Raw genomic sequence first — 25430 nt, 5'->3', positions numbered from 1 at the left:
TCAATTCAAATTGCAAGCTTGAAAATTGAAAGCTTAGAACAGATTCGTTCGTGCGCTCAATCGATTCGCGCATTTGGTCCGAACTATTGAAAGTTAGGGAAACGCTTATTCCGTATAATGGCAAAATAACTAGAAAAATCGAAATTATGACCTTAATGATCATAGAATTCCATTTGAATCTCACAGGCATCACCCGCACCAATTTTACCCTTTAACGCTTCCCAGTACTAGTCCCTTAACGAAATATTTCTGCAAGAAGGGGTAGACCACTAGAATCGGGAACGCAGCCACGAAGATTTGCGCAGCTCGTGCAGTACGACTCGATACACTTTTAAGCAGGATTGCTTGTTCTAGCGTCAGGTTCGTTTGCGGAAGAGTTGTAAGGTTCAGAATCGATTGCAAATAGGTTGCGAGCGGATATTTCTCGACTTGATTCATGTAGATCATGCCGTCAAACCAGGAATTCCAATGCCCGACCAACGTGAACAGAAGAATGGTCGCGAGGCTCGGCAGCGAGATCGGCAAGTAAACGCTCCACAATGTTCGGAAGTGGCTGGCGCCGTCAATCAGGCTGGCATCCTCCAATTCTTTCGGAAGGCCCCGGAAGAAATTCAACATGAGCAAAACGTTAAATACGGAAACAGCACCAGGCAATACTAAGGCCCATATCGTGTTAAGCAGATGCACCTCTTTTATAACGAGAAAAGTGGGGATCAGCCCTCCGTTAAACAGCATGGTGAATACAAAAATCCACACATATAACGTGCGCTGAGGGAACACCTGACTTTCTTTTGACAACGGATACGCGATCAACATGGTGATGATCGCGCCGATCGGCACACCCAATCCTACACGAAGCAGACTGTTCAAGAAAGCGGTATTGAATTTTCCGCCTTGCAGAACGAATTCATAAGACTTCAGGGTGAAATCGACCGGCCAGAACACCACTTCACCGGCATCCGCCGCAGAGCTTGAACTGAAGGAGACCGCCAGCACATTTACAATCGGAAACAAGCATAGCAGCGCAAGGAAGGTAAGAACAATCGTATTGAACACCAGAAATATCCGATACGGACGAGAAATAAAATGCATGAGTATACCACTCCTCTATTAGGCATGAATTCGGAATGTGGACAAGCTGAACCCGACCGTATGACCGTTAAAATATTCGATAATTAGCTATTTTGTACGCCAGATAGTATCCAAGACCGATAAGGGTGCACGAAACAATAGATTTCATCAGGCCGATGGCTGTCGCAACGGAGTATTGGGCTTGTTCGATACCGATCCGGAACAACAACGTGTCCAGAATATCTCCGGTATCATAAACAAGAGGATTGTAAAGGTTAAAGATCTGATCGAAACCGCCGTTCAGGATGTTTCCAAGACTGAGAATGGCCATCAGTATGACGATCGGAGAAATCCCCGGCAACGTCACATTCCAAGTCTGGCGCCATCGTCCGGCCCCGTCCATAATGGCTGCTTCATAGAGGCCGGGATCGATCGACGTTAAGGCGGCCAAATAGATGATCGTGCCAAAACCGAATTCTTTCCATTGATCGGTAATGACCATAACATATCGGAACCAATCGTTGCTGGTGAGGAATGAGATCGGCTCCACTCCGAATGCGCCCAGGGCTTTATTAACGATCCCTTGGCTTGGTGAAAGAACATCAATGATAATGCCGCCAAGAATAACCCAGGAAAAGAAATGGGGCATATAGATGATGGTTTGAACCGAACGCTTGAACAGGACGTTACGAGCTTCATTGAGTAGCAACGCAGCCAGTACCGGCACTATCAATCCGGCGACGATCTTCATGATAGAGATTATGACGGTATTTCGCAAAGCCACCGTAAAGTCGGGGAGCGAAAAGACATAGCGGAAATTATCGAGACCGTTCCATCGCATTTGTGAGAAACCGATGATCGGTTTAAAATCCTGAAACGCAATGATAAGACCAGCGATCGGCACATAATTGAAAACCAAGATCAATATAAGACCAGGGATCAGCATGAGATGCAGCTGGCGATTTTTCCGGAACGAGCTCGCTTTTGTATTTGCACTCAATTCCCAGACCTCCTTACTCCTTCAAAATGATAGTTTCTGAACGGCATGTTCGTTCAGCGCAGTTCCTTGGTACCAGCGGATGGTGTTGGACAGCACGCGCAGGACATTCTCGTCGTTAATACGCGGATAAGCTTCGTGGCCGGGGCGGAAATAGAACACCTTGCCCTGGCCGCGGTGGCAGATGCAGCCGCTGCAGAACACCTCGCCGAACTCGCGCCAGCGAAGTTCGCAGGAGGTTCCCATCAGCTTCTTAAAGATCTCGGAGAAGTGGCCGAAGTAGAGGACGATCAGCCCCATCCCCTTCAGGACGCGCTCATGCACGCGGTTTACGATCTCATCGGACACGTTGTCATAACCCATATGCGCCCACCAAAGCAGCACGTCGGTGCCTTTTAGCACTTCCTCAGTGAGCCCGTGCTCGGGTTGGTCCATGGTGGCGGTGCGGATTTTGAAATCCTCGCCGGCTATCCCTGCGGCGATGGCCTCGGCGACGATGCCGGGCTCCTTCTCGTGCAGGAACTCATTCTAGATGGTTACGCTGATCATTAGATTTCACCTCAGGCTGCGATTGGGGAACTGCGCCAACGTAGTTCGTGCGGGACGTATGAAAATTATAGGACGCGGAAAATAGAACCTGCTAGTGGAGGTTCTTTACTTTTCGTATCTTTTATTTACCTATCGGTCGAGTGGGATTCCCATCAAAAGGATTCACTGTAGGAATCGTTCCATCACAGTCGGGATGCCCAAGAGCCGTGCGCTGCCTCCGGGTTTTGGGGTTTCCTTGCACCGTACAGAGTTCGGTTTGTACCTGCCTTTCCGTACGCTTTACAGCAGTTCGCCACGGTTACCCCGCAGCCACGGTAACGCTCCTACCTGTATGTACTCAACGTAAAGTAAACAGAAGATACGCAATGTAAAGAACCTCCACTAGCAAGCCCCATTTCCCACATCCTATAATTCTTATATATCGTTAATGTTGAATTATCGGTCATTTGGAGGTGATAAAAAGTATAATCTACATATCTATGATTTCAAATTCTTAAAATGGAGGTTAGTCAAGAATGAGAAAACGCATCAAGTTTGCCTCGGCGGCAATTGCTGCCGCACTTTTGCTTCAACTATTCTTAACTTTTGCAACCGCTTTCGCTGGGTTTTATGAGTCTGAGTTGCAGCAGTCAAGCCATGTATCCTCTGGACAGGAATTTTATCCGATTAAAGTGATTAATGATTTCAACACACCGGCGGATGTGGCGACATGGCAGGCGGGCGTCAATTCAAAATCGGTCAACTATGCCGCTACCATCGCAAACGCGCCTCTAATTCCTTTCGAAGGCGCCGGATGCTTGGAGCAGGTGCCGGAGAATGTCAAGGTATACGAGTGGAGAACGATCTCGCGAGACTTCACTGAACCGCTTGATTTATCCGGCCAGCATTATCTCGCTTTTGCAGCTAACTCCTGGGGCTGGCAGCCTGACGGCTATTTCATGAAGATTCGTCTGCACAGCGGAGCGAGCGTGTTCGAATCGGTCGCGAAAATTACCTACGACCGATGGAACCACATATTCATCGATATTTCCTCCTGGGAGAAGCGCGGCGCCATCACCAAGATGGAAATTTCTTTCATGCAAAACTTCGATCTGGAGGGCGTTGCTCCGGGTGCTCCCGGCTACAATTATTGGGACGGGCGCTTCCAGTTGGACTACATCATTGCGACCAACACGCTGGATATGAGGTTCTCCCGTGACGGAGACTCGGAGGGCTTCACGGCTCATCAAGGCTCGCTCGCCGTTGCCGGCGGGAAAGCGAATTTCGCGATCGAGGGCGCGGGCGCTTACATCGCATCGCCGGATCTGATGATCGATGCAAGCAGCATGAACGGCCTGAAGGTTAGCATGGATAATCTGACTTCTGCTTCCAAGCTGAAAGTAGCCTGGATTACAGAGTCGGACACGTCATGGAACGATGTCAAATCCAAGGAATTCAATGTTGTGCCAAACGGCACCTCCCAGTCGATCGATATCAATATGTCGGATATGGCAGGTTGGTCGGGTACGATCAAACAGTTCCGGATTTTCGCTCCGGCTGAGAGCGGATCGTTTGCGATCGACGACATTCGCTTTAAGAAATTCCCGCCGATATATAGCGGGAAAATAACGACATCTGCTATCAATGACAGCCTTGGCATTACGATCGCTGGTATAGTGAATGCGGAATACGTGAAGCAGCATGCGAACGACGACCTCGTGCTCTTCGAGCTTCCCACCTACGCGGATCCCGCCAACTTGTCGGGTCTGACTCCACTGGACGAGCAGGATATGGCGGCGAAGTTCTCGTTCGATATCAGTCTTAAGGACGGCGACCATAATCGCCTGTATTCCAAATTCGCCGTTGCGTTCCGGAACAACGCAGGCGGACTGACGCTTGCGGATGCGCCGCATTACATCACGAACGCCGAGAAGCTGGCGCCCAACCAAGAGCCGTTCCCGAAAGCGAAGAGTATCAAGGGGCTTCAGGTGCAGATGACGGACGATGCGGAGGATCTCGGCGTCAGTCATGCGGCGATCAACGTGCGGTATGACACCATGCTGTACTTGGCGAACAGCAATCCAGACAACACGATTCGTTATGTGGTAGATGGAGAAACGTTCTTTTTCAAGAAGAGTACGGTCCTCAGCCTAGACTCACAAATCAAGAGCTTGTCCGATAACGGCACGATCATTAGCCTGATCCTGATTATGAACCGCGACTTGCGTGCGGATACGCCGAACAAGTATCTCATCCATCCGGATTCCCAACCGGGGGGGCTCGTGTACGCCTTGAACACGCAGAACGAGATCGGTGTCAAATACGTCAAAGCCGTTACCGAGTTTCTGGCAGAGAGGTATTCACGGCCCGATGAAGCTTATGGCAAAGCGGTCAATTTCATCGTCGGCAACGAGGTCGGCCAGAACCAGATTTGGAACAACATGGGGCCGAAGACGGTCGACAACTATGTGCGTGAATACGTGCAAACGTTGCGCCTGATTGACACGATCGTGAGGAGCCATTATGCAAACGCACGCTCATATGTCTCGCTTGACCATTTCTGGTACGAAGATTTATCTTCAGATTCACTCTGGAAATACGACAATAAAGTCATCGTCAATATGATTAACGAGATGTCGCATAATGAAGGAAATTTTTCTTGGAATATCGCCTTCCATCCGTATCCGGAAGACTTAGCCAATCCGCGGTTCTGGAACGACACAACGACTACGAACGACTTCAACACCAAGCGGATTACGATTAAAAACCTGCAAGTGCTCGTGGATTACTTAAAGCAGCAGGAATTCCTGAACAACGGTCAAATCCGCCGGATCATCCTATCCGAGCAGGGCTTCAACAGCATGGCCAATACAGAGGAAGATCAGCTCGTACAAGCTGCCGCCTATGCGTACGCATATTATAAAATCAAGTTTCTGGACGGCATTGACTCATTCATTCTGCACCGGCATGTCGATCATGAGGGAGAGTTCGGATTGAAGCTGGGGCTGTGGAAGGTTTTGCCGGGCAGCGCCAATAACCCGCTCGAGCATAAAAAGATGTACGATGTATTCAAATATATCGATACCAACCAATCGCTTGCGATGACTGACTTTGCCAAGTCTGTCATCGGGGTTGCGGACTGGGAGAGTGTTATTCCCGGGTTCGACCCTTCGAAGCTGGCTGACAGGACCATTCCGGCCGTAAACGGCGTCTCCTTTGTGAAGAAGGGCAACACCCCCCTGCAGCTGGAGGGCTTTGAGAAAGGAACAGGCGGCTGGCAGGCCGCAGACAATGCGCAGTCGATCGAGACCACTGATCAGTACGCCTACTCGGGCACCCATTCGCTCCAGGTGAAGTTCAACGATTACTCCGCGCTGAATTGGAAGGGAGCGGATGTGAGATTCCAGCACCCGCTCAATGTAAAAAGCGCGCCGAATCTGACGATGGCCATCAAGATTCCGGATGCCAATGCGAACAAAGCATACTATGCCAAAGTGAAGGTATACAGTGGGGATAAGATTACGGAAGGCACTGCGGTTCTTGATCCCCTGAACTGGAATCACGTCTCCTTGAATTTGAAAGATTGGAGCGGCGCAGGCGCCATCGACCGGATCAAAGTTTGGGTAAGGTCGACGTCCCCAACAGGTTGGAAGGGATCGTTCCTGGTCGATGATGTTGGATTCCATAAAACGGTTGCGCCGGTCGGTGGCTACAGAAATTTCGACCTCGAAACGAAGCTGCTTTCCCCGAAGCTGGAACCAGGCGCGCAAATCGAAGTAAAGGTCACCAATCATGACGAGAAGACGATGAATGGGGAAATTACGGTTTCGGGTGATGGAAGCATCGTTTTCGGCCGGTCCACTCTTAAAACAGGCGGCATCAAGACTGGTGAGAGCAAGACGTTCATTCTCACCGTAAGCGCTTATACATCTCCGTCCGCAGGAGCGGTCAAGGCAAGCTTCACCTATCAAGAGCGGACGTTCTCAAAAATATTGGCTACCGTTACTAACACTAACGAAGACAATCTTCCGGCGAACGAAGAGCTGCTCTACAACTTCGAAGGTTCTACGCAGAGATGGCAGGCCGGCGGAAACGTATCCAGCGTATCTGTGGTTGAGTGGTTCCCGAATGGGCCGACAAAGCCGAGATTAGGTTCTTATGCGCTTAACGCAAAATCAGATGATGTACCTGGAACGACATGGAGAACTCTGTCCGTAACGCCCGACAAGCCAATCGATCTTAGCGGTGCGGAAGATTTCTTCTATCATATCAATTCGTACGGCGGCTTGTCAGGAGCGACATACGAGTCGAAGGTAACCTTGTACAGCGGCACAGAGAGTATTACGTCCACTTCGCTGATGTCGGCGGACCAGTGGAATCGGATCGACATCCGGATAGCAGACTGGGCGCTTCGCAATCAGGTGACCAAGATCGAAATCTCCTTCCGAGGTGTCAGTTTCCCTCAGATCCCTAACGACTCGAACTGGACCCCCGAATTCCAACTGGACTATATCGGATACACTAAAGTAGCAACCGCGAATTGAGTGTTTGCAAAATGAAGCAGGACAGCTCTTTTCTTCAGTGACGGAATCACCTGCGGTATGATATGTCATCAGAGTATAGGAATAGAACAATTTAATAGTCGATTGTGTATCTTACATACACAATCGACTTTATTATTTCTGTGAAAATAAAAAATGCTCGCATGATCGAACCTCGTCTTTAAAAAGGTAGCCGATTTCGTAAAATGATCGATGCGATGAGCTGAAAAAAGTACAAAATGATCTTACAAATACCATTATACGAGGAAGAATTACCTGGCGAAGGTATTAACAGCGGGGGAATCGCATCGAAAAAACACCTAAGCTAGAAACTGGCGCCGGTACTCTACCGGCGTCAGTTTATTTAATTTACGTTGTGGTCGTCTTCGGTTGTAAAAACGTATGTATTTCTCAATTTGTCTTTGTGCCTCTGCCAGATTTCGTATATCATAGGGATAGAGTCCTTCCGTTTTGAGATGCGAGAAGAAACTCTCCATGGAGGCGTTGTCTAGGCAATTGCCCCGACGAGACATGCTGATTTGGGCGCCAACCTTTGGCAGCATGTCGTGGTAAGCATGAGACGTGTACTGGAACCCTTGGTCGCTGTGAACGACCAATCCGGTCACGTCTTTTTGCTTTGCAAATGCCTTGGCAAAGGTCTGGAGGACCAGCTCATTGTCGTTACGTTCGCTAAGTTGGTAGGCCACAATCTCGTTATTGAATAGGTCCTTCACTGCCGAGAGATACAACCAGCGCTCGCCTACCCGGTATTGAGTCACATCCGTCACCCATTTCTGGCTTGGTTTTTCGGCTGTGAAATTTCGCTTAAGCAGATTATCAGCTACACGCTCGGCAGCCTGGTATGTCATATTAAATCGACGTTTCCGACGAATGCTGGCTTGAAGACCGAGCTTTTGCATAAGGCGCAGTACCTTCTTGTGATTCATCCATACACCTTCATCCTGCCACAAGAACAACTGGATCTGCCGGTAGCCATACCTTCCTTCGTAGCGTTTATACACCGTGCGGACGAGTCGTTTAGCCTCGGCGTCTCGGTCGTTGTTCTTCCGCTTCAAATATGCGTAGTAACCACTTCTAGAAACGCCAAGGAGTTGGCAGTATTCAGCTACTTGGCCGATGTCCGCTGCTTGTTCAATGAGCTTGAAGCACTGTTCTTTCCCTCCTGTATCCAGATTTCCAAACACTTTTTTAGCATCGTATTCTCCCGTTTCAACTGCTGAACATATCGCTCCTGATCTAAATATTCCTTCCGCCTTCCTCGTTGATCCAGTAGACCAAACTCACCTTTTTCACGGTATTTTCGCATCCAACGCTTCATCCGACCCTGATCTTGGATTCCCAAATGATCGTTGATCTGCCGATATGTCCACTTTTCCTCTACGTGCAAGCGGACTGCCTCCATCTTGAGTTCCTCAGAATACGTCTTAAACTTTTGACCTTTAATAGCCATTAAAAATGCACCCCCTAGAAATTCATCGGTTAAACCAAGGGGTTTTTCCAATGTCTATTCTAAGGGGTGCACTTCAATAGAGACGTAGGTCTATTCTTAGCATAAATATATACATCCCACCAGTGAAAACAAGGGACAATGTCTAAATGACCTAGCTTCAATGCCTTCAGATTAGGTGGAGTGAGCTCGTTAAGATTTCTCACACGGTGATGGACGGTCGTCCAACCAGACTTACAAGCGTTGGATCGGCAGGGGCAAACTCGCCTGCTCGGCTTGCCAGGAAGAACGTCATAAACATATCGGCCACACGGTCTTGTAAGCCTTGGTATATTAATTGGGCGCGAAACTCATCATCCGACACGACGACACGGCGAATTAACCGGCCAGTCAACTCCATGAGGATAGCCGCAATTTCTTCTAGGTCTAAAGCTTCCGTAGCCGTGAGACTTGGTGTTAATCCGCTCAGATTCTGCTCGCTCAATACCGTTGCAGTTGCTGCGGCCAGATCAGCGTGGGTAGTCCAAGCAACCAGCCCGTCCTCTGGCGCAACCAACTCCCCGGTCTTAAGGGCGTCGCGGAGAAACCAGGGTAAGGACGCTGTATAGTACCCGTTTCTCATGGACGTGAATGGCACCCCCGAAGCTTTCAACGCTTCCTCAGTGGCGGCGTGGTCAACTGCAGGAGGGAAATGCGATGTTGGCGACGAGCTCATATGGCTTGTGTAGAGGATTCGGTCGGCGCCTGCCTCTTTAGCCATGTCGATTGCCGTACAATGCTGACGAACAGCCTCATCTCCCAAGACATTGCTGGAAACGATGAGAACCTGCGTCGCTCCCTCAAAAGCGTGAAGAAGACTACCAGGATCCGTATAATCCCCCCGCCTAACGCGAATACCTCGTTTTTGAAGTTCCTTCGCTCGCCCGACATCTCGGACACTTACACCTAAATGGTCTGAGGGAATACGTTTAAGCAATTCCTCAACGACAACCTTGATATCGATGAGTAAATGTTATATTCCTTGGCCCCAGATGGTACCGTTATACCTCAGTGTCATTTCCGACCAGTGTCGGATGTTCGTTGTTACCGTCAAGGAACACCTCCACTTTTCCTTCACCCCACCAGCTTCCCGAGTAACGGGAGCCCGTAGAGTATCCCCCATGTTTATGCCAATTACGGTACCGTTCTCCCGGTTCCAGAAGGCGTGAAAATAGAATGCGTCATTCTTGAAAGGCATGGCAATACCTAGCCCCGCACAGAAGGAATCACCAGCAGTGCCGATACGGTAGGCTTATATGCACCGTCCCATTACATATCGATATGAGGCAGATCGATCGCTACTCATCGTCCATATCCGATGAATGACGCCCGCTCCAACCTCATCCATCAATACTTTGGTTTCACAGACCCCAACCCGTTCAGATGCATTTCCTTTGACCCCTCTATTGGCTCTTGCTGCTCCTCCCTTTAGTCCATTGCTGTTTTCAAAGCTGTTCAATCTGGTATCGTAATTTTTATCGATTCAGTAAAAATCCATTAAAGAATCGATTGCAGTCTAATGAAAAATATTAGCGAAAACTTCAGCGGGAGTTGTTTGTCTTCATGGCCTTCAATCGTTTCATTACATCGCTGCCGCCTCTTCCGAAGTAATCATGCAGTTCTTTATAATCGCTATACAGCCTGTCGTAGATACGAACATTGGCTTCAATTGGCTTGAACGTCTCCTCACGAACACGCGCTATTTTTTCCGCAGCTTCCACAATGCTACCGAAGCCGCCCTTCTCCGTGCCCGCCGCCACAGCTCCGAACATGGCCGCCCCGAAGGCCCCGGTCTGGGCCGTGTCGGCAATCTTGATCTCCTTTCCGGTCACATCGGCGTAGATCTGCATCAGCAGCCGGTTGCGCTGCGGCAGTCCTCCGCAAGCGTACAGTTCATTGACTTCAACGCCACCCTGGGTAAAAGTATCGATGATTGCCCGGGTTCCATAGGCAGTCGCTTCGAGAAGCGCTCTGTAAATTTCCTCCGGCCTCGTCTGAAGCGTCAACCCAACGATCACTCCGCTGAGGTCGGCATCCATTAGTACGGACCGGCTGCCATTCCACCAATCGAGGGCCAGTAGTCCGCTTGCGCCCGGACTCAGCTTGGCGGCCTCGCGCTCCAGCCATTCATGGATGCTCATGCCCGTTTCTGAAGCCTGGCGCTTTACATCAATCGGTGCTGCTTCATTAACATACCAGGCGAAGATGTCTCCTACAGCGGATTGCCCGGCTTCATAACCATAGTAACCGGGAATAATTCCGTCCTCCACAACGCCGGCAATGCCTTCGGCATGAACTTCATTGTCGCTTAGAATCAAATGACAGGTCGATGTGCCCATGGTCAGAACTAATTTCCCTGGCGTGACGACGCTGACGGCAGGCACCATCGCGTGGGCGTCGATATTGCCGACAGCGACTGCTGTACCGGGAATAAGCCCTGTCAAGGAGGCCATTTCGTCCGTCAGCCCTCCGGCTCTTGTGCCCAGTTTCTTGATCGGCCCTCTCAGCTTGGTGTCCGCGAGCTGCTCCAATCCCGGATCAAGCGATCTAAGAAAATCCCTCGACGGGAAGCCGTCACGCTTATGCCATACGGACTTATAGCCCGCGGTGCAGCTGTTTCGCACCAGTTCCCCAGTCAACTGCATGACGACCCAATCTGCAGCCTCCATCAATAAATCCGCATGTTCATATACATCTGGCGCTTCATTCAGAATCTGCCATGCCTTGGCCAGCATCCACTCCGAGGAGAGTTTGCCGCCATAACGCAGAAGGAACTTCTCCTTCCTCTGCGCTGCCGCTTCATTGATCCGGTTGGCCTCATCCTGTGCGGCATGATGCTTCCAGAGCTTCACCCAGCTATGAGGATTATCCTTCCATTCCGCAAGCAAACATAAAGGCGTCCCCTTGCTATCGAGCGGCATCATCGTACAGGCTGTAAAATCGATCCCGAGGCCGATCACCTGCTCGGGCTGCACCCCCGATTGCGAGAGTACCTCCGGAATCGATTGCCGCAATACGTCAATGTAGTCTCCCGGATGCTGCAGCGCCCAATCATGCCCAAGCTTCTCACTTGTTTCCGGCAATTTTTCGTCAATGACACCATGTGAATAAGTTGTAACATGGGTGGCCACCTCTTCGCCCGTAGACAGATCTACGAGCAGGACTCTTCCAGATTCGGTGCCGTAATCGATACCAATCGCATATCGCCGCTTCATTTGACCTCCTCCTATTTATACAACGGACCGTATGCGGTGCGAGCCCGGTAATCTGCTCAACCGGTTCCAGTCCTCCGAATGCCGTCCAGGCGGTCGGCCTGAAAACCCTTTCATCTGGTACATTATGCATCCATACCGGAATCCACAGCATCGAAGCCAGTGTAATCAAATTGCCGCCGGCATGCCCATAGCTCATGGCGGCATGATTGGAGCCCAAGTTGCTCATAACCGAATATACATCCTTAAAGAGCTCTTCGCCCGTCAGATTCGGCACAAACCATGTAGTCGGCCATGTCGGATCGCTCCGCTGATCCAACACATCATGGACCTCATCAGGCAGTTCAACCATGTATCCTTCCACTAAATGCAGCACGGGTCCGCCCCCTTCCACCTGGTTGATTCTGGCGATCGTCACCGGCATTCCTTCCGTCGATACCGCCAGAGGCTTCGATTACGAATCCAGGTACTGTCGGAAACGCTCAATGCGGTGAAAAGTGATGTAGTTGGAATCATGCATATTGTGCGCCTGATTAATTGCGGTGCGTGACAAATACAAAATATCATCGCCGTCGATCAAGAAGCTGACATACTGGAATCCCACCGCATCGGCATCTTCATGGCGATAGTCTAACAATCGTTTGACGATGGAAAATGTCCTTAAATCTCGTGACATCGCTAATGACAGAACATTACGCTGAGTAGGTTTGGTCTCGTCCACAACCTCGCTGACAATGGCCCAATAGACTGCCGACCGCTTGTCATACAGCAAGTCGAACTTAGAATTGCTGCCACCGTTGAATTCTGCGAACCATTGAAAGGTTAAAGGGGCTTCTGGATTGGTACGATCACCTTTTAACACGACTGCTTTGCCGTAGGCCGGTACACAGTTGGCCATTTGGTAACGCAGTACATTATAGATTTCCCCGTCAGGCCCCACGACAGCGTTTCCTTCTAGTCCTCCACCTTTTCCTATGGCCGCACCCTCCCAGTTCTCATCGAAGGGGAGAAAGCTGGTGCAGAGCCAATTGTCAGTCACTAGCAGATCGGCTTCGGTTGCGATCGAGAGTAACCCGTTGGCATGCCCACCTGATTTCCACGAGCCATAGTCAATAGCGGTGTACAGTCGGCCGTTTGCCTCAATCACCGGCATGGGGGCCTTGTGGGGTCCCTGTCCTGTGCAGCCACCGCCGGGCAGAATCGTCATCGGAGCGGACCATGTCTGACCTTCGTCCTGCGATTTGCCGATGATCAGGCTACCGTATTCTGTCGAGGTGGCAAGCATATACAGTTCCCCTCTGTGACAGAATAGCTTACCCCAAAAACAAGGAAACAGTTCCGTGACATATCGCCAATGCAAGCCGCCATCGTCTGAACGGAAGAGCAATGTCAAATTTTGCGGCGACTGACCCGCGAACACATCCATCGCGGCGAGAAGCCCACCCGAAGGCAGCATGACTAGGGAAGGGCTACACAGGTACCGCCCGGAGAAAGAATAGCTTTCATCCTCTGGATGAAGGTAATTTACCACCGTTCCAACAGCTGCTCCGGTTCGAAACAACCTCGTATCACTCCTACCACTTCCGTCTTCGCGTTCCACATATAGCTCGTAGTCACTTTCAGGAACAAGCCCTTCTATAGTGGCTATCCTGTCAGTCAGTTCTAACCGAGTAAAGTTCTCGCTGGAACTATAAACACGGTAGTTTACATAATGCCTTCCCACACACCCACAGTCCAACCATTCCAATTCAACAGTGGTTTCTTTAGGTGCCAACCGACAGATATAGGGCAAAGTGGTCTGCTCTATCTGATTCAACGGACGGTACGGACTATAGTTCCAAACTGAATATCCTCTCATGTAAAAAACCTCCTAGCCTTTGATCGAGCCGATCATGACACCTTTGACAAAGTACTTTTGTACAAATGGGTATATGCACATAATCGGCAAAGTAGATACGATGATAACTGCATAGCGCATGGACTCCACGAGATAGATCTGTGCGGCTGCGTCCCCTCCTATGGCAGCGGAATCACTGGCTTGACTGAGAGCGGATTGGCTGACGATCAAATCACGCAGTACCATCTGCAGGGGCATCTGGTCCTCTCGTCTCAGATAAATCATTGCATTGAACCATGAATTCCACTGACTTACTGCTGCAAAGAGCACCATTACAGCGATAAGTGCCTTGGAAACTGGAAACACAACCCGGAAAAAGAAGGAAATATGCGTACAACCATCAATACTTGCGGCTTCGAAAAGTTCCTCGGGGATTGTCGACTTTGTAAAAGTGCGGCAAATGATGATATTTGTTACATTAACCGCTCCCATAAGGACGATGATCGCCGGGCTACCATATAATCCGATTTGCTTCATTAACAAATAAGTCGGTATCAAACCACCGTTAAAAAACATGGTAAAGATCATGAATGACGAAACAATATGTTTACCCGGAAAGCTCTTACGTGAGAGCGCATAGCCCGCCATCAAGCTGATCATCACGGAGAGAAAGGTATATAGAGACGTATAGATCAATGTATTGCGGTATCCAGTCCAAATGGGTGAATAATGCAGCACTTCTGCGTACCCCTTCAGATTGAAGCTTTGAGGAAAAAACAGAATCCGTCCGCTGGTCACCAGTTTCGGATCGCTGATTGAGGCGATGATTACAAAATACAGCGGATAAGCGATGATCAGCAACAATACTACCAAGAGTATGGTATTGACATATTCAAAAATTGTGTCTGAACGAGTTTTTTTTATGGTTTGATGCATTTGTGTTCCCTCCTTACCACAGCGATTCCTGTCCAAGCCGTTTGCTGATTTGGTTGACCAGAATGATCATTATAAAGTTGACGCCGGAATTAAACAGTCCGATGGCAGAGGATAGACTGTACTGGGCTTCTTTAATCCCGATTTTGTACACGTAAGTATTGATGACTTCACTCATGCTTAAATTGAAGGCATTTTGCATTAGAAAAGTCTTTTCAAAGCCAACACTCATGATGGACCCAGAGTTCAGGATAAGCAAAATCACGATGGTAGGCAGAATCGCGGGCAGGTCGACATGAATTATACGTTTAAATTTGGATGCTCCATCGACGATCGCGGCTTCATGCAGCGATGGGTCCACTGCGGACAAGGCACCGAGATAGATGATGCTGTTCCATCCGATACTCTGCCAGATTCCGCTCCAGACGTATAGGTGTGGAAAACTGGTCGCTTTCATTAGCACATCAACATTGCCCTCCAGAATTCCAGCGCTATGAAGTAAATTGCGGACAATTCCCATCGAGGGGGAGAAGAAGATATTGATCATCCCGACTATGATGACAATGGAAATAAAATGAGGCGCGTAGGTCACCGTCTGCACAAGTTTCTTTAGTTTGGATCTGGACGAACTGTTCAGGGCCAAGGCCAGAAGGATCGGTAAGGGAAAACCCGCTATCAACTCATAAAAACTGAGGACCAGGGTATTCCTGAGCACTACACCAAACATCGGCATCGAGAAAAAGCGATCGAAATATTTAAATCCCGCCCATGGACTGCCAAGAATACCGAGCTGGGGTTTGAAATCCTTAAATGCAATTATTATGCCGTACATAGGCAAATAATTGAAAATAATTAAGAGCAAAACAGCAGGAAAGAGAAACAGGTACAGTTGGTAGCTTTGTAATATTCGGATGCTCAGGGGTTTCTCATTCTTCCCCCGTATATTTGGTCCAGATGAACCCACCATTATCGATTCCCCTCCATTGTTCATCAAATTACTTAACCATCATGTCGTATGCTTTTTGCTTCAGTTGAATGAAGGATTCCAGACCCAACTTATGCATTTGCTTGACATAGGCATCCCAGTTACTATCAATGTCGCGCTTGCCAGTGATGAAATCCGCGAACATCGCTTTACGATAATTGCCTAGATCAGTTCGATATTGGTTTAGTAAATTGTTATCATCCTGGCTCAGTGCTCCTTCAACGTAAATCATGTCATTTGGCATCACCGCATCCTTGTAAACATGCTGATAAGCCCAGCCACGAGAATTGACCTGATCATATGTGATTTCTTTCCAGACCTTATCGTAAAAAGTCTGATCCTTCAGCGCTACAAATGAGTTATGCATCCCGAGATACTTTGAATTCGCTGCCATTTTCTCTGGAGATTCTTCCCAGAACAGTTGGTAGGCCTTGCCTTCATTGTCATAATCCCAGACGATACCTTTAGCTCCCCGACTGACATTCAGCAGCATATCCGTATCGCTAGCAATAGCTTCCAGCAGTCTTACAGTTGCAACGGGATATTTGTTAGTTTTAGTTATGATCGCCGCATTAGCGGGGCCGGGCACATATGCCTGGCTACGGAGTAAGGGCTTTGTCCCATTTCCGCTGTCCAGCGGTCCCATCGCACTGCCCACGTCAAGTTGACGGTTAGCATATGAGTGGTATGAGCCGACAATGGGTGGATCCGACCCAATCTTTGAGGCATACGTGTTCCAGTCGTCGGTAAATATCTCGGGTGGAATTAACCCCTCCGCATAGAGATCACGTAGGTACTTCAGCGGCTCCTTGATTGCCGGATTGGTAGACTGGTCCTTTACCTTGCCATCCTCTACGACGACATAATCACCGCTTGTGATATAAACACCAAAGCTCCCGTAAATGTCAAACTGCCCGCCGACATAACTGTCATAGAGAAAATAATATGGTATCACGTCGGCAGGAATCGTTCCTTTGCCAGCATTGGCCTTGATCGCTTCAAGAGCCTTCTTAAAATCTGCCGTGGTCTTGGGAATCTCCAAATTCAACTCACTCAACCAAGATTTCATGATGATCCATTGATCCCGAATGTTGCGGTCATAGGGCGCAAAATCGATATAGGGCAGACCATAAAGCTTCCCATTAGTCGCAAGAGAAGCGTTGTATACCAACCGGTTCTCCTTCATGAAGCGATTCCAAGTCGGTGCATACTTCTCTAGCAGTGGTTCTATCTCGACGAAATAGCCGCCGTCCACGGAATTTGTCATCTGGTTTGCATTGATATTTACCCCCATCAACAGGTCGGGAAAATCACCACTCGCGAACATTAGATCCGCTTTGTCCTGATCCTTCACTACCTCGATTTCCAGATTAATGTTCGTCTTCTCCGATACATACTTCCAGATTACCGATTTATCCATGTCTGGTCGCAGCGAATTGTACATAACCGCCGCTTTGATCGTTATTGGCTTCGTCGTAATCGGGTATCCCTCCAGATTTGTTACACCGCCGTCAGCTTTCCCGTTGACTTCTTGCGTTAATGCAGAGCTCTTCCCTGCCGAAGATTCCGAACTCTCGTTACAGCCCGCAAGCAATCCGACTGTCAGACCGAGCAGCAACCCCAAGGTGACAATAGACTTGTATATTTTTCTCTTCATTCATAAACCTCCTTTATAGATCGTCCAGGTTCTTTAATGGCTCGTGATTTGGAAGAAATCATGAGCCAATGAAGATAATTGAACAAGCTGCTGGATTTCTAGCCTTTGCGATTCGGTAAACAGGTCAGCGTCGAACATGCGGCTGAAGATCTCCATAGAAACCCCCTGAAGGGATAAAGCGAATTTAGCATTGACGGGATAAGACTGGTATTCTGCCATTGAACATACACCCAAAAACTGTTGGACCTGCTCTGCAAGCTGTAGATCTGTCTGATAAGAGTGGCAGAGCCAACTATAAAATTCCGGATGGAAATTGGCCATGACCCCACTATAGCCATCCGCCCCCATTCGGAGGCTTTCCAGCAAGGTTGCGCTGTTAGCATTAAACAGCTTAATACCGGTTCCAGCGATGATTTTCAATTTTTCGGCGATCTGCTCCACCCTGCAACAGGTATCTTTGATAAACAAGAAGCGGTCTGACTCCACACAGCTATATAACACCTTTGGTGTGAGCAGCCGCTTGTACGGATAGGGACATTCGTAAATGCCTAGCGGAATGGAAGGAACCTCAGATAAGAACGCTTTCATTTTTGCAATAAGTTGATCGTCAGATTCATCAGCATCCGCAAATCTGTTAGGTAAAATGACGTAAGCAGAGACGCCCTCGACTGTTAACTCCATTGCTTCGCTGATCTGCTCATCGAGGCTGCTCGCAGTATGTCCAGACACTATCACCTGCAGATCCCCCGCATGGCTGACGATATGTCTGATCAACTGGCTCTTCTCCTCCCGGCTGAGCTGGAACATTTCGCTAGATTGACACACGGCAAAAACGCCTGTGACACCACGCTGCCGATAGAATTCCAACAGTCTTTCTACTGCTGAAAAGTCGATTTCATTGTCCTTGTTGTAAGGAGTCACCATGGTCGGCCAAACTCCACTACTGATGCTATGCATCATATCGCCCCCTTAATGTTCTATAATATAGAACATCGTTCTATATTATCTCGAAAAAAAAGGAAGTTTTTAACTTCCTACTCTCGATCAAGAATCATCATAGCACGTCAAATTGTTACTGTAAATGCGTTTTTGATAGTCATTTTACATGATCTATTTCTAACACCTTGATTTTTATAATGAGTTGCGAATTATTTACAATCACTTCATTATGACCGATAATAGAAAGTAGTTATGTTTTTTGGAACGAAGATTCACACCGGAAGTCTAGTCACATAATACCAGATGCTTTACGACCACCCCCAGGGATGACGAAAGGAACAATTCTTATGACCGAAGAAGTAAAAGTCAAAACACTCAAAAAAGCTCTAGATGTTCTGGGCTGTTTCTCCGCATCCGTAACGGAACTTGGTATTTCTGAAATCAGCGAAAAGCTCGGACTGTACAAGAGCAACGTTCACAACTTAGTTTCTACTTTTGAGCAATTCGGATATATGGAAAAAAATCCTGATAACGGGAAATATCGCCTAGGGATGAAGGTTCTCGAGCTTGCCTATATCATCAACTCCAACCTGGGGCTTCACAATCTTATCTATCCACCCATGCGCGCACTATCCACTGAAATAAATGAAGTGGTCTATTTCGCGCTTCCCAAGGAACCTCTCATCATTTACCTTGAGGGCGTCTATCCAAGTTCCTCATATAGTTCTCGCTCTATGGTTGGCGAAACGGCTGAAATGTACTGCACATCACTGGGAAAAGCTATTCTTGCGAACTTACCACCAGATCGCGCTGTCAAGGCGATCGCCGGCCAGAGCATGGCCGTGTATACTCCGAATACGATCACCGAAAAGGATATTCTGCTCGATGAGTTGGAGCTCACCCGCAAAAGAGGTTACAGTATTGACAATATGGAGCATGAATTCGGGATTAAATGCGTCGGGGTGCCCGTTTTTAAACGTGATGGCTCCCTGCTCGGGGCCATGAGCATCTCCGGTCCTTCGCTCCGCTTAGATGATCAAACGGTGAAAGAGTATGCTGAGAAGTTACGTACCTCCAGTCAGAAGATCAGTTTGCGAATCTAGCCTTAGCTTAGGCAAGGATTGGTGAGTAATACCGCGGTCAGCAATGGTTGTGAGATGCACAGGAAGCGATCTCTGATCAAGTTTGCCTAGGATGGGATCTCGATTGCCGCAATGCCGATGCAACCAACTTTTAAAACTCTTTCGAATTACCAATGGTTTCAGAACGATTTATAATAATGAGACTGATATCTGTATAAAGGTTCTTGCGAAAAGGAGGGAGTAAGGGGGCTAATATAAGTAAAAAACCATACTCTAAAGGGCGCTTTTGACTTATTAACAAACAAGGAATTAAGTCACCTGGTTTAGACTAGGTCGTTTCAGAATCCAATGTTGCCAAGATGACACTTTAAATTCACTTTCAATCAAACAATGATCTCGTACTCGAATATCTAATGAGACAGGATGGCGAACGGAAAAAATCGTTAAATATTCTGTTGATAAACGAGGAACCAGAATTTAATTTCCTCACATACATTAAGACCGCCTCGAAATTTACGGATCATCCCCGACGCACTATAAGGTTGCTCATCAGTATAAGACTTTTATGCGATATTATATCGCTTCTCTTACTGATTCAAAGTCTCTCATCGAATTCCGAAGAATTGCCAACGCTTTAATTCTGCTAGAAGAAGGTGCAATACAGACCGATACAGAGCCTGCTTTGCACGCTCAAGAAACAACCGAGATTGTTATTGATCACTTCACACAAACAAAATTGAAAGAAATAACATAGCTTCCCTATCTTGTGATGGCTATGTTATTTCTAGAAAGCCCAGTTCTAGGCCGTTGAAACCGAAAAACGAACACTCAGTCGCTCCTAAACTAACTTTCTCCCCATAACCTTTTTCATCACCACAAAATATATCTTCTTTAATGTAAATATTGAGTGTTTAATTCAACAACTCTGCTATGTATGACCTATCACTTCCGCTCCTCCAATAATATGGACCCTGGCAATAATCCACGCCTCGTTTTATCATAGTTACATCATAATTATACACCAACTTTTTGAACACAACTTCCCCGTTTATTGAGAAAAAGGCGAACTAAAAAGCCCTCTGCCTTCAAAATTCTTTATTGAGCTGTCGTGTCATCAATAGCTTAATAGGTGACCTTCCATGCGTTTTACTCTCTTGCTTAAAATTGCTGGTGTAACCGTCTGCATAACTAAAATCCCATTCCGGCATATTCTACTTTCTATTCTTATTTGTTTTGTAAAGTTTGCTATCGGACAACTTTCAATTTTTTTACGTAATTATAAAGTTGAACAGCAGCTGCCATTTCTTTTCTCAGTAACTCAATTAAACTGGGGAACCCCGCGTCTATCAAAACACTCTGAGCATCATCATGGACAAAGCAAGGATAAATGTTTCTCTGTTTAATTCCAACATCGCCACGTTGTTATTAATTTTCTTCATTTTTTATAACCCCATTTTTCTATGGACTCGGGTTTCCAGTAAAGAAGTGCGGCTTTGAAATGATGCGGGTATACAAATTCTTCATTTTCTTTCTTCACATAGCGAAACAGAATATCCTTTGCGGCCTGCTTGTCGAACTCGTCATTTAATATAACATCGAGATTTTGGTTTATCAGTTGTTCCTCAGAGCTATAACGGTTCATTCGCTGTAAATTGATGATCCTACAGTTTGCGTCAATCCCCATCTCATACAGTAGGTTTAACAAGTAAATATAATCTCGACGTCCGAACTTTACCTTATACCCCAACTCGTGATGTAAGTCCCATAAGTGAGGCTTTTCAGGGCCACTCGTCACACCTACAATTGCTAAACGGCGTGCCGTGTTGTTCATGTTTATCAATGCTTGTTCAATATCTTGCATGCGATAGTAACAATTTACTCCGAAAACAACATCAAATTTCTCTTTTGGATTAAAGTTCTCCCATTTTTCGTGTAAAAATCGCATGGAACGTATACCTTTAAGTTCTGCTTGCTTCTTCAGAAAATCCAGTGCACTTTGAGAGCTGTCAACACAAGTAAGAGAAGATACTTTATTGGCTACTTCAAAGGTATAGTTCCCCCATCCCGGCCCAATTTCCAAAACCGTGTCTGTTTCTCCTAGCAGGTTAAGAATTTCAGGCCTAATCTTTGTTGTATAGTCATCATAACCATCAGTTGCAGTTGCCTTTTTCGAAATCATATTCTGCCAAAACGCTTCTTCTTGTTCGTCATTCGTCATTCTTTCGGGTAATTTTCCATTCCAATCTTTCATCCCGTCCAACCACAGCCTTTTGCTGTCCAAAGAAAGCCTGACTCCATGATACATACGCTTTCCCCTTTCAAGAATTTATATATATCAGCTCGTTTGTTAATCGTAATAATTACGATCATTTTTCAAAAAAATAACTTGCTTCTGTAAAATACTTAGCCAATCAAATTTAGGCAATGGGTCATTAAAGAACATCCAATTACTTGTTATTTCATCGACATTCAACAAAGCAGAGTCCAGCGTATTTATAACTTTTTCTTTATCATAAGGAGAACAAAAAACTTTAAGTGAAGTAAGCCGATCTCCCCATTGCTCATCCCAATCGTGATCTTGGATCGATTTAAGAATGTCATTACTGTACTGACCTTCATCAGCAATCGCAGCATGCCAAAGGCCTTCCGGGGATATACTCCACTTCTCCCCACATAAAGAAAACGAAATGGCCAAGTGATTTCGAGTTGCCAACCAGATTGTTCCTTTGGAGCAGAGCCTACAACTTGAATTATTGTTAATCCATTTCAGGAACCTATCCGGATGAAATGGGACCCTTCTAATATAGTCAAAGGAAAAAATTCTATGCCTGCTTTCATCCATGATTAATGAGTTTCTCCTATGCATTTGTTATGATCACTGGTTTTTACACTAGCTAATACAGCAATTTCACTCATCAATAACAACCCCTTATTTTCGGTTTGTATCTTATAGGCGTGGAACTGATTATCACATTAATCGTAATTATTACGATTATTATTTTATTAACTTTCCATGTTGAAGTCAACATGAATAGCATCTCCCCCCCTTCTTCTGCCGCAATACCACTTCTGGATCGTCGTTGCGCAGATGTATTTCACGTCTGAGGTCATGTCTCGACAAACCCGGTTAAGATTGGATCATAGCATTTATCTGTATCGTCATTAAAAAGTAAGTATTGGTTTGAAACTCAGAAATTGACAATCCAATCACCAACTCCTATAATTTAATAGTAATTATTACGATTAAGCTCATTTAAAGCGAAGGAGTGAATTAGATGTCAACCTTAAATGATCCACGCATTCCAGTTACTGTTTTAACAGGTTTTCTCGGAGCAGGAAAAACGACCTTGCTAAATCATGTATTAACCGCCGACCATGGTCAGAAAATCGCGGTTATCGTTAATGAATTCGGTGAAGTTGGGATCGACAACCAATTGGTCGTCGGCGCGGACGAAGAAATCTTTGAAATGAATAACGGTTGTATCTGCTGTACAGTGAGAGGCGATCTAATCCGTATTCTTGCTGATTTGAAGGATGCCAAGCTTGGGAAAAGTGGTCGCCGAGCAGCCGATTTTGACCGTGTCTTGATCGAAACCACAGGTTTGGCAGATCCGGCGCCGGTGGCCCAAACCTTTTTCGTCGACGATGAAGTTGCAAACTTCTATAATCTCGACGCGATCGTCACGGTGGTAGACGCCAAGCACGCAGGACAACATCTGGATGAAGGACATGAAGCCCAGGAACAAGTCGCCTTTGCCGATGTACTTCTGTTGAACAAAACGGACCTTGTGTCCGAAGAAGAACTCACGCAGTTGGAAGAGCGTTTGCATGCGATGAACCAGGCTGCCAAGATTTATCGTACACAGCAATCAGAAATCGAAATCAACCGCATTCTGGGCATTAACGCTTTCGATTTGGATAAGAAACTGGAGATTGAACCTGGATTTTTAGAAGAAGAGCATCACGATCATGATGATGAAGTTTTCTCTGTGTTTTTCCGTGAAACCCGCCCTCTCGATTTAAAAAAGCTGGAACGCTTCATTAACGAATGGCTTATCGAACATGGTGTGGACACATTCCGCTACAAAGGGGTTTTGAACATTAAAGGCAGCAAAAAAAGAGTGGTATTCCAAGGCATTCACATGCTGTTTGGTGCGTATCCGGATAGGGACTGGAAACCGAATGAGGTGCCTACAAGCGAATTTGTTGTGATCGGACGAAATTTGGACGAGGAATGGTTCCGCAAGCAATTTGCAGCATGCGTAGCTGATTAAACCAAATTTGATATTAGGTTAGAAGCGCACATCTGAATGTGCGCTTCTTTTCAATGACTGGCTCATGCAGGTCTAGCGATTTCCTCCAGCTTCTTAAGTAAAGACTCTTTTGAAAAATGCTCCCCAATAAAAACAGCGGCATCCTGAATTTTACTTTCCGGTTGAATCGTAATCAGCTCCAATTGCCTGTAGGCAAATTGAAACATTACCCGTTTTCCGTTTTTCTTAGACGTAAAAATACCCTTTGCTCGGTAAACCCCATCAGGCAAATCATTCAAAACTCGCTCCAGTTCGTTATCCTCTAACGGTTCCGGGAAATAGTGTGAATATGCCATTACATGATCATAAGAATGATGGTGCCCTGAAATACCGTGATTGTGTTCATGATGTTCGTGCTCTTGTGTATGCAGATGATCTATTGAATCATTATAGTCGAACCGCTCTTGATGTTCCGTACGTAAGCGATCTATGGCGTCCAATTCGACTTTTGACGAGAGGCTCTGAAGCCAGACTACTTCGTCCATGTCGCAATGAGCTGTAGGTATGATCGGAGCGAACGGGTTCAACCCCATCATGTTCTTTTGAATCTCTTCCAAATCTTCCGTGTATACCAGATCGCTTTTATTTAGGACAAGGATTGATGAACATCGTATTTGGTCCTTCATCAAGCGGTAGGTTCTCCCCTTTCCAATACGGGAGCGATCCAAAAAATGCGCTGCGTCAACAACAGTAATCATTGCCTGGATCTCGATCGGATTGAAAAAGGCAGCTTCCGTGACCGCATCTAAGATTTCGATCGGATTTGCAACACCAGATGCTTCAATAAGAATATGATCCGGATTTGCTTCATCAATCAACCTCCTGATTTCCATAGCCAGATCACCACGAATCGTACAACAGATGCAGCCGCTGAGCATTTCGGACATCGGTACCCCCATACCCACCAGTTGACCGTCCAGATTGACATCCCCTATTTCATTCATAATGACTGCCGGCTTGATCCCTTTTCGTAAATCGTCATTCAGCATTCGGGTCAGCAAGGTCGTCTTTCCGCTGCCCAAGAACCCCGACAAAATCAGAATCGGAACGGATTTCATTTGAACTCTCCTTTTTACTGCGATTTACTTTTGCCGATGGCTTTTCTTGACCTTTCACAGATCGTCCGGTAGGCATGAAACGCTGATTAAACGTATAGACCATTTGTTCCACCAAACGACTTCCAGCGGCATGTCTGCGTACCAATTCTCTGCCCAGTTCAGGTGTCATTTCCTTGTACCAGACCCCTTCTGGATAAGCGATCACTACACAGGCATCGTCGCATCGTCCATTACAGCGCGTACGTGTCGTATGTATTTGACGATTTGCTTCGAGCTGGTTGATTTCGTCCCTGATCGCCAGCGTTACTTCCTCTGCCTGATGTTTCATGCAGTTCCCACCATTGCAGATCAGTAAATGACAAGATGTATCTTGCAAATTCCATGTGGTCATATAGTCATCCTCCTTATCGGTAGTTCTCCACCGCGAAATCGTCTGCACCGAATTCACTTGGGCAGCCGTCCGTCTACAGTTTTAATTGTCAGGTTACAGAACATGTCTTATGCTTGTACGTCCTCTGCGACTGCCAGCAGCTAAGGTACACCCATCAATGAATGGGCCACCTTTTTATTCCTTGCATACAAAGCCATCTCGAGTCATTGGTCTTATTAATTCGTAATAATTACGATTAATGAAAGGCATGTTACACCCTTTTTCCCACCCCTTCTTTGCGTCCTCCTTAAGAATTTGCTTCCATCATTATTTTAATCGTAATTTTTACGATTATCAACATCGTTTATGGACTTCACAAAAAAGCATGCTCTCTTGAAAA

Annotated in this window: 19 protein-coding genes and 1 pseudogene; 3 read left to right on the top strand and 17 right to left on the bottom strand. The window is 46.9% G+C overall.

The annotated features are described in order from the left end of the window. Positions 1-204: 204 nt before the first annotated feature. The 3 genes from MKY74_RS34115 to MKY74_RS34105 all read right to left on the bottom strand — a co-directional run bounded on the left by MKY74_RS34115 (position 205) and on the right by MKY74_RS34105 (position 2587). Positions 205-1092: a carbohydrate ABC transporter permease gene (locus tag MKY74_RS34115; RefSeq protein WP_076175258.1), complete on the bottom strand. Its 888-nt coding sequence runs from the start codon at positions 1090-1092 to the stop codon at positions 205-207. Between the two features lie 67 nt (positions 1093-1159). Beyond that, positions 1160-2017, bottom strand: coding sequence for an ABC transporter permease (locus tag MKY74_RS34110; RefSeq protein ID WP_076175469.1), 858 nt, complete (start codon positions 2015-2017; stop codon positions 1160-1162). Positions 2018-2092: 75 nt separating this feature from the next. Further along, complete coding sequence (locus MKY74_RS34105; protein ID WP_244169430.1) at positions 2093-2587, bottom strand: ThuA domain-containing protein; 495 nt, start codon at positions 2585-2587, stop codon at positions 2093-2095. A gap of 545 nt (positions 2588-3132) precedes the next feature. On the opposite strand from MKY74_RS34105, the gene MKY74_RS34100 reads away from it, so the two are divergent. Continuing rightward, on the top strand, positions 3133-7140 hold the full coding sequence (locus MKY74_RS34100; RefSeq protein WP_076175261.1) for a DUF5722 domain-containing protein: 4008 nt from the start codon (positions 3133-3135) through the stop codon (positions 7138-7140). Between the two features lie 317 nt (positions 7141-7457). On the opposite strand, the gene MKY74_RS34095 is transcribed toward MKY74_RS34100, so the two are convergent. From MKY74_RS34095 to MKY74_RS34050, 10 genes and pseudogenes are all read right to left on the bottom strand, one after another. Next, entirely contained in the window at positions 7458-8342 is an 885-nt protein-coding gene (locus tag MKY74_RS34095) for an IS3 family transposase (protein ID WP_167372924.1), read from the bottom strand. Next, positions 8264-8608, bottom strand: coding sequence for a helix-turn-helix domain-containing protein (locus MKY74_RS34090; RefSeq protein WP_076175267.1), 345 nt, complete (start codon positions 8606-8608; stop codon positions 8264-8266). The genes MKY74_RS34095 and MKY74_RS34090 overlap by 79 nt, the downstream gene beginning before the upstream one ends. A 199-nt stretch (positions 8609-8807) precedes the next feature. Further along, positions 8808-9602, bottom strand: a complete 795-nt coding sequence (locus MKY74_RS34085; protein ID WP_279628511.1) for an NmrA family NAD(P)-binding protein — start codon at positions 9600-9602, stop codon at positions 8808-8810. A 583-nt stretch (positions 9603-10185) separates the two neighbouring features. Beyond that, positions 10186-11859, bottom strand: coding sequence for a ribulokinase (locus tag MKY74_RS34080; RefSeq protein ID WP_076175272.1), 1674 nt, complete (start codon positions 11857-11859; stop codon positions 10186-10188). A gap of 11 nt (positions 11860-11870) precedes the next feature. Further along, a pseudogene (gene fucI / locus MKY74_RS34075) lies at positions 11871-12280 on the bottom strand (L-fucose isomerase); the annotation flags it as partial. Between the two features lie 30 nt (positions 12281-12310). Further along, a complete protein-coding gene (locus MKY74_RS34070) occupies positions 12311-13714 on the bottom strand; it encodes a sialidase family protein (protein WP_076175275.1) in 1404 nt (467 codons plus the stop codon). A 12-nt stretch (positions 13715-13726) separates the two neighbouring features. Beyond that, on the bottom strand, positions 13727-14629 hold the full coding sequence (locus MKY74_RS34065; RefSeq protein ID WP_076175277.1) for a carbohydrate ABC transporter permease: 903 nt from the start codon (positions 14627-14629) through the stop codon (positions 13727-13729). 13 nt (positions 14630-14642) lie between these two features. Continuing rightward, entirely contained in the window at positions 14643-15593 is a 951-nt protein-coding gene (locus MKY74_RS34060; RefSeq protein WP_144025518.1) for an ABC transporter permease, read from the bottom strand. A gap of 28 nt (positions 15594-15621) precedes the next feature. After that, complete coding sequence (locus MKY74_RS34055) at positions 15622-17268, bottom strand: hypothetical protein (RefSeq protein WP_076175280.1); 1647 nt, start codon at positions 17266-17268, stop codon at positions 15622-15624. 33 nt (positions 17269-17301) lie between these two features. Then, positions 17302-18228: a dihydrodipicolinate synthase family protein gene (locus MKY74_RS34050; protein WP_076175283.1), complete on the bottom strand. Its 927-nt coding sequence runs from the start codon at positions 18226-18228 to the stop codon at positions 17302-17304. Between the two features lie 326 nt (positions 18229-18554). Here MKY74_RS34050 and MKY74_RS34045 point away from each other — a divergent pair, with 326 nt between their 5' ends. Beyond that, on the top strand, positions 18555-19310 hold the full coding sequence (locus tag MKY74_RS34045; protein ID WP_076175285.1) for an IclR family transcriptional regulator: 756 nt from the start codon (positions 18555-18557) through the stop codon (positions 19308-19310). A gap of 1414 nt (positions 19311-20724) precedes the next feature. Here the strand turns inward: MKY74_RS34045 and MKY74_RS34040 are convergent. Both MKY74_RS34040 and MKY74_RS34035 read right to left on the bottom strand, forming a co-directional pair. Beyond that, positions 20725-21594 carry a class I SAM-dependent methyltransferase gene (locus MKY74_RS34040; protein WP_076175288.1) on the bottom strand — a complete coding sequence of 290 codons (870 nt, stop codon included), beginning with the start codon at positions 21592-21594 and terminating at the stop codon, positions 20725-20727. A gap of 42 nt (positions 21595-21636) precedes the next feature. After that, positions 21637-22131 (bottom strand): CobW C-terminal domain-containing protein, encoded by a 495-nt coding sequence (locus MKY74_RS34035; protein WP_076175291.1) that lies wholly within the window; start codon positions 22129-22131, stop codon positions 21637-21639. Between the two features lie 433 nt (positions 22132-22564). Here MKY74_RS34035 and MKY74_RS34030 point away from each other — a divergent pair, with 433 nt between their 5' ends. Beyond that, positions 22565-23563, top strand: a complete 999-nt coding sequence (locus MKY74_RS34030) for a CobW family GTP-binding protein (RefSeq protein WP_076175293.1) — start codon at positions 22565-22567, stop codon at positions 23561-23563. 62 nt (positions 23564-23625) lie between these two features. Here the strand turns inward: MKY74_RS34030 and MKY74_RS34025 are convergent, their stop codons facing one another. Both MKY74_RS34025 and MKY74_RS34020 read right to left on the bottom strand, forming a co-directional pair. After that, positions 23626-24660, bottom strand: coding sequence for a CobW family GTP-binding protein (locus tag MKY74_RS34025; RefSeq protein WP_076175295.1), 1035 nt, complete (start codon positions 24658-24660; stop codon positions 23626-23628). Beyond that, positions 24581-25051 carry a (2Fe-2S) ferredoxin domain-containing protein gene (locus tag MKY74_RS34020; RefSeq protein WP_341014083.1) on the bottom strand — a complete coding sequence of 157 codons (471 nt, stop codon included), beginning with the start codon at positions 25049-25051 and terminating at the stop codon, positions 24581-24583. The genes MKY74_RS34025 and MKY74_RS34020 overlap by 80 nt, the downstream gene beginning before the upstream one ends. Between the last annotated feature and the right edge of the window lie 379 nt (positions 25052-25430).

The organism is Paenibacillus sp. FSL R5-0378 (assembly GCF_038009285.1).
Lineage (GTDB): Bacteria > Bacillota > Bacilli > Paenibacillales > Paenibacillaceae > Paenibacillus_AQ > Paenibacillus_AQ favisporus.
This window is presented reverse-complemented; position numbering and strand designations above follow the sequence as displayed.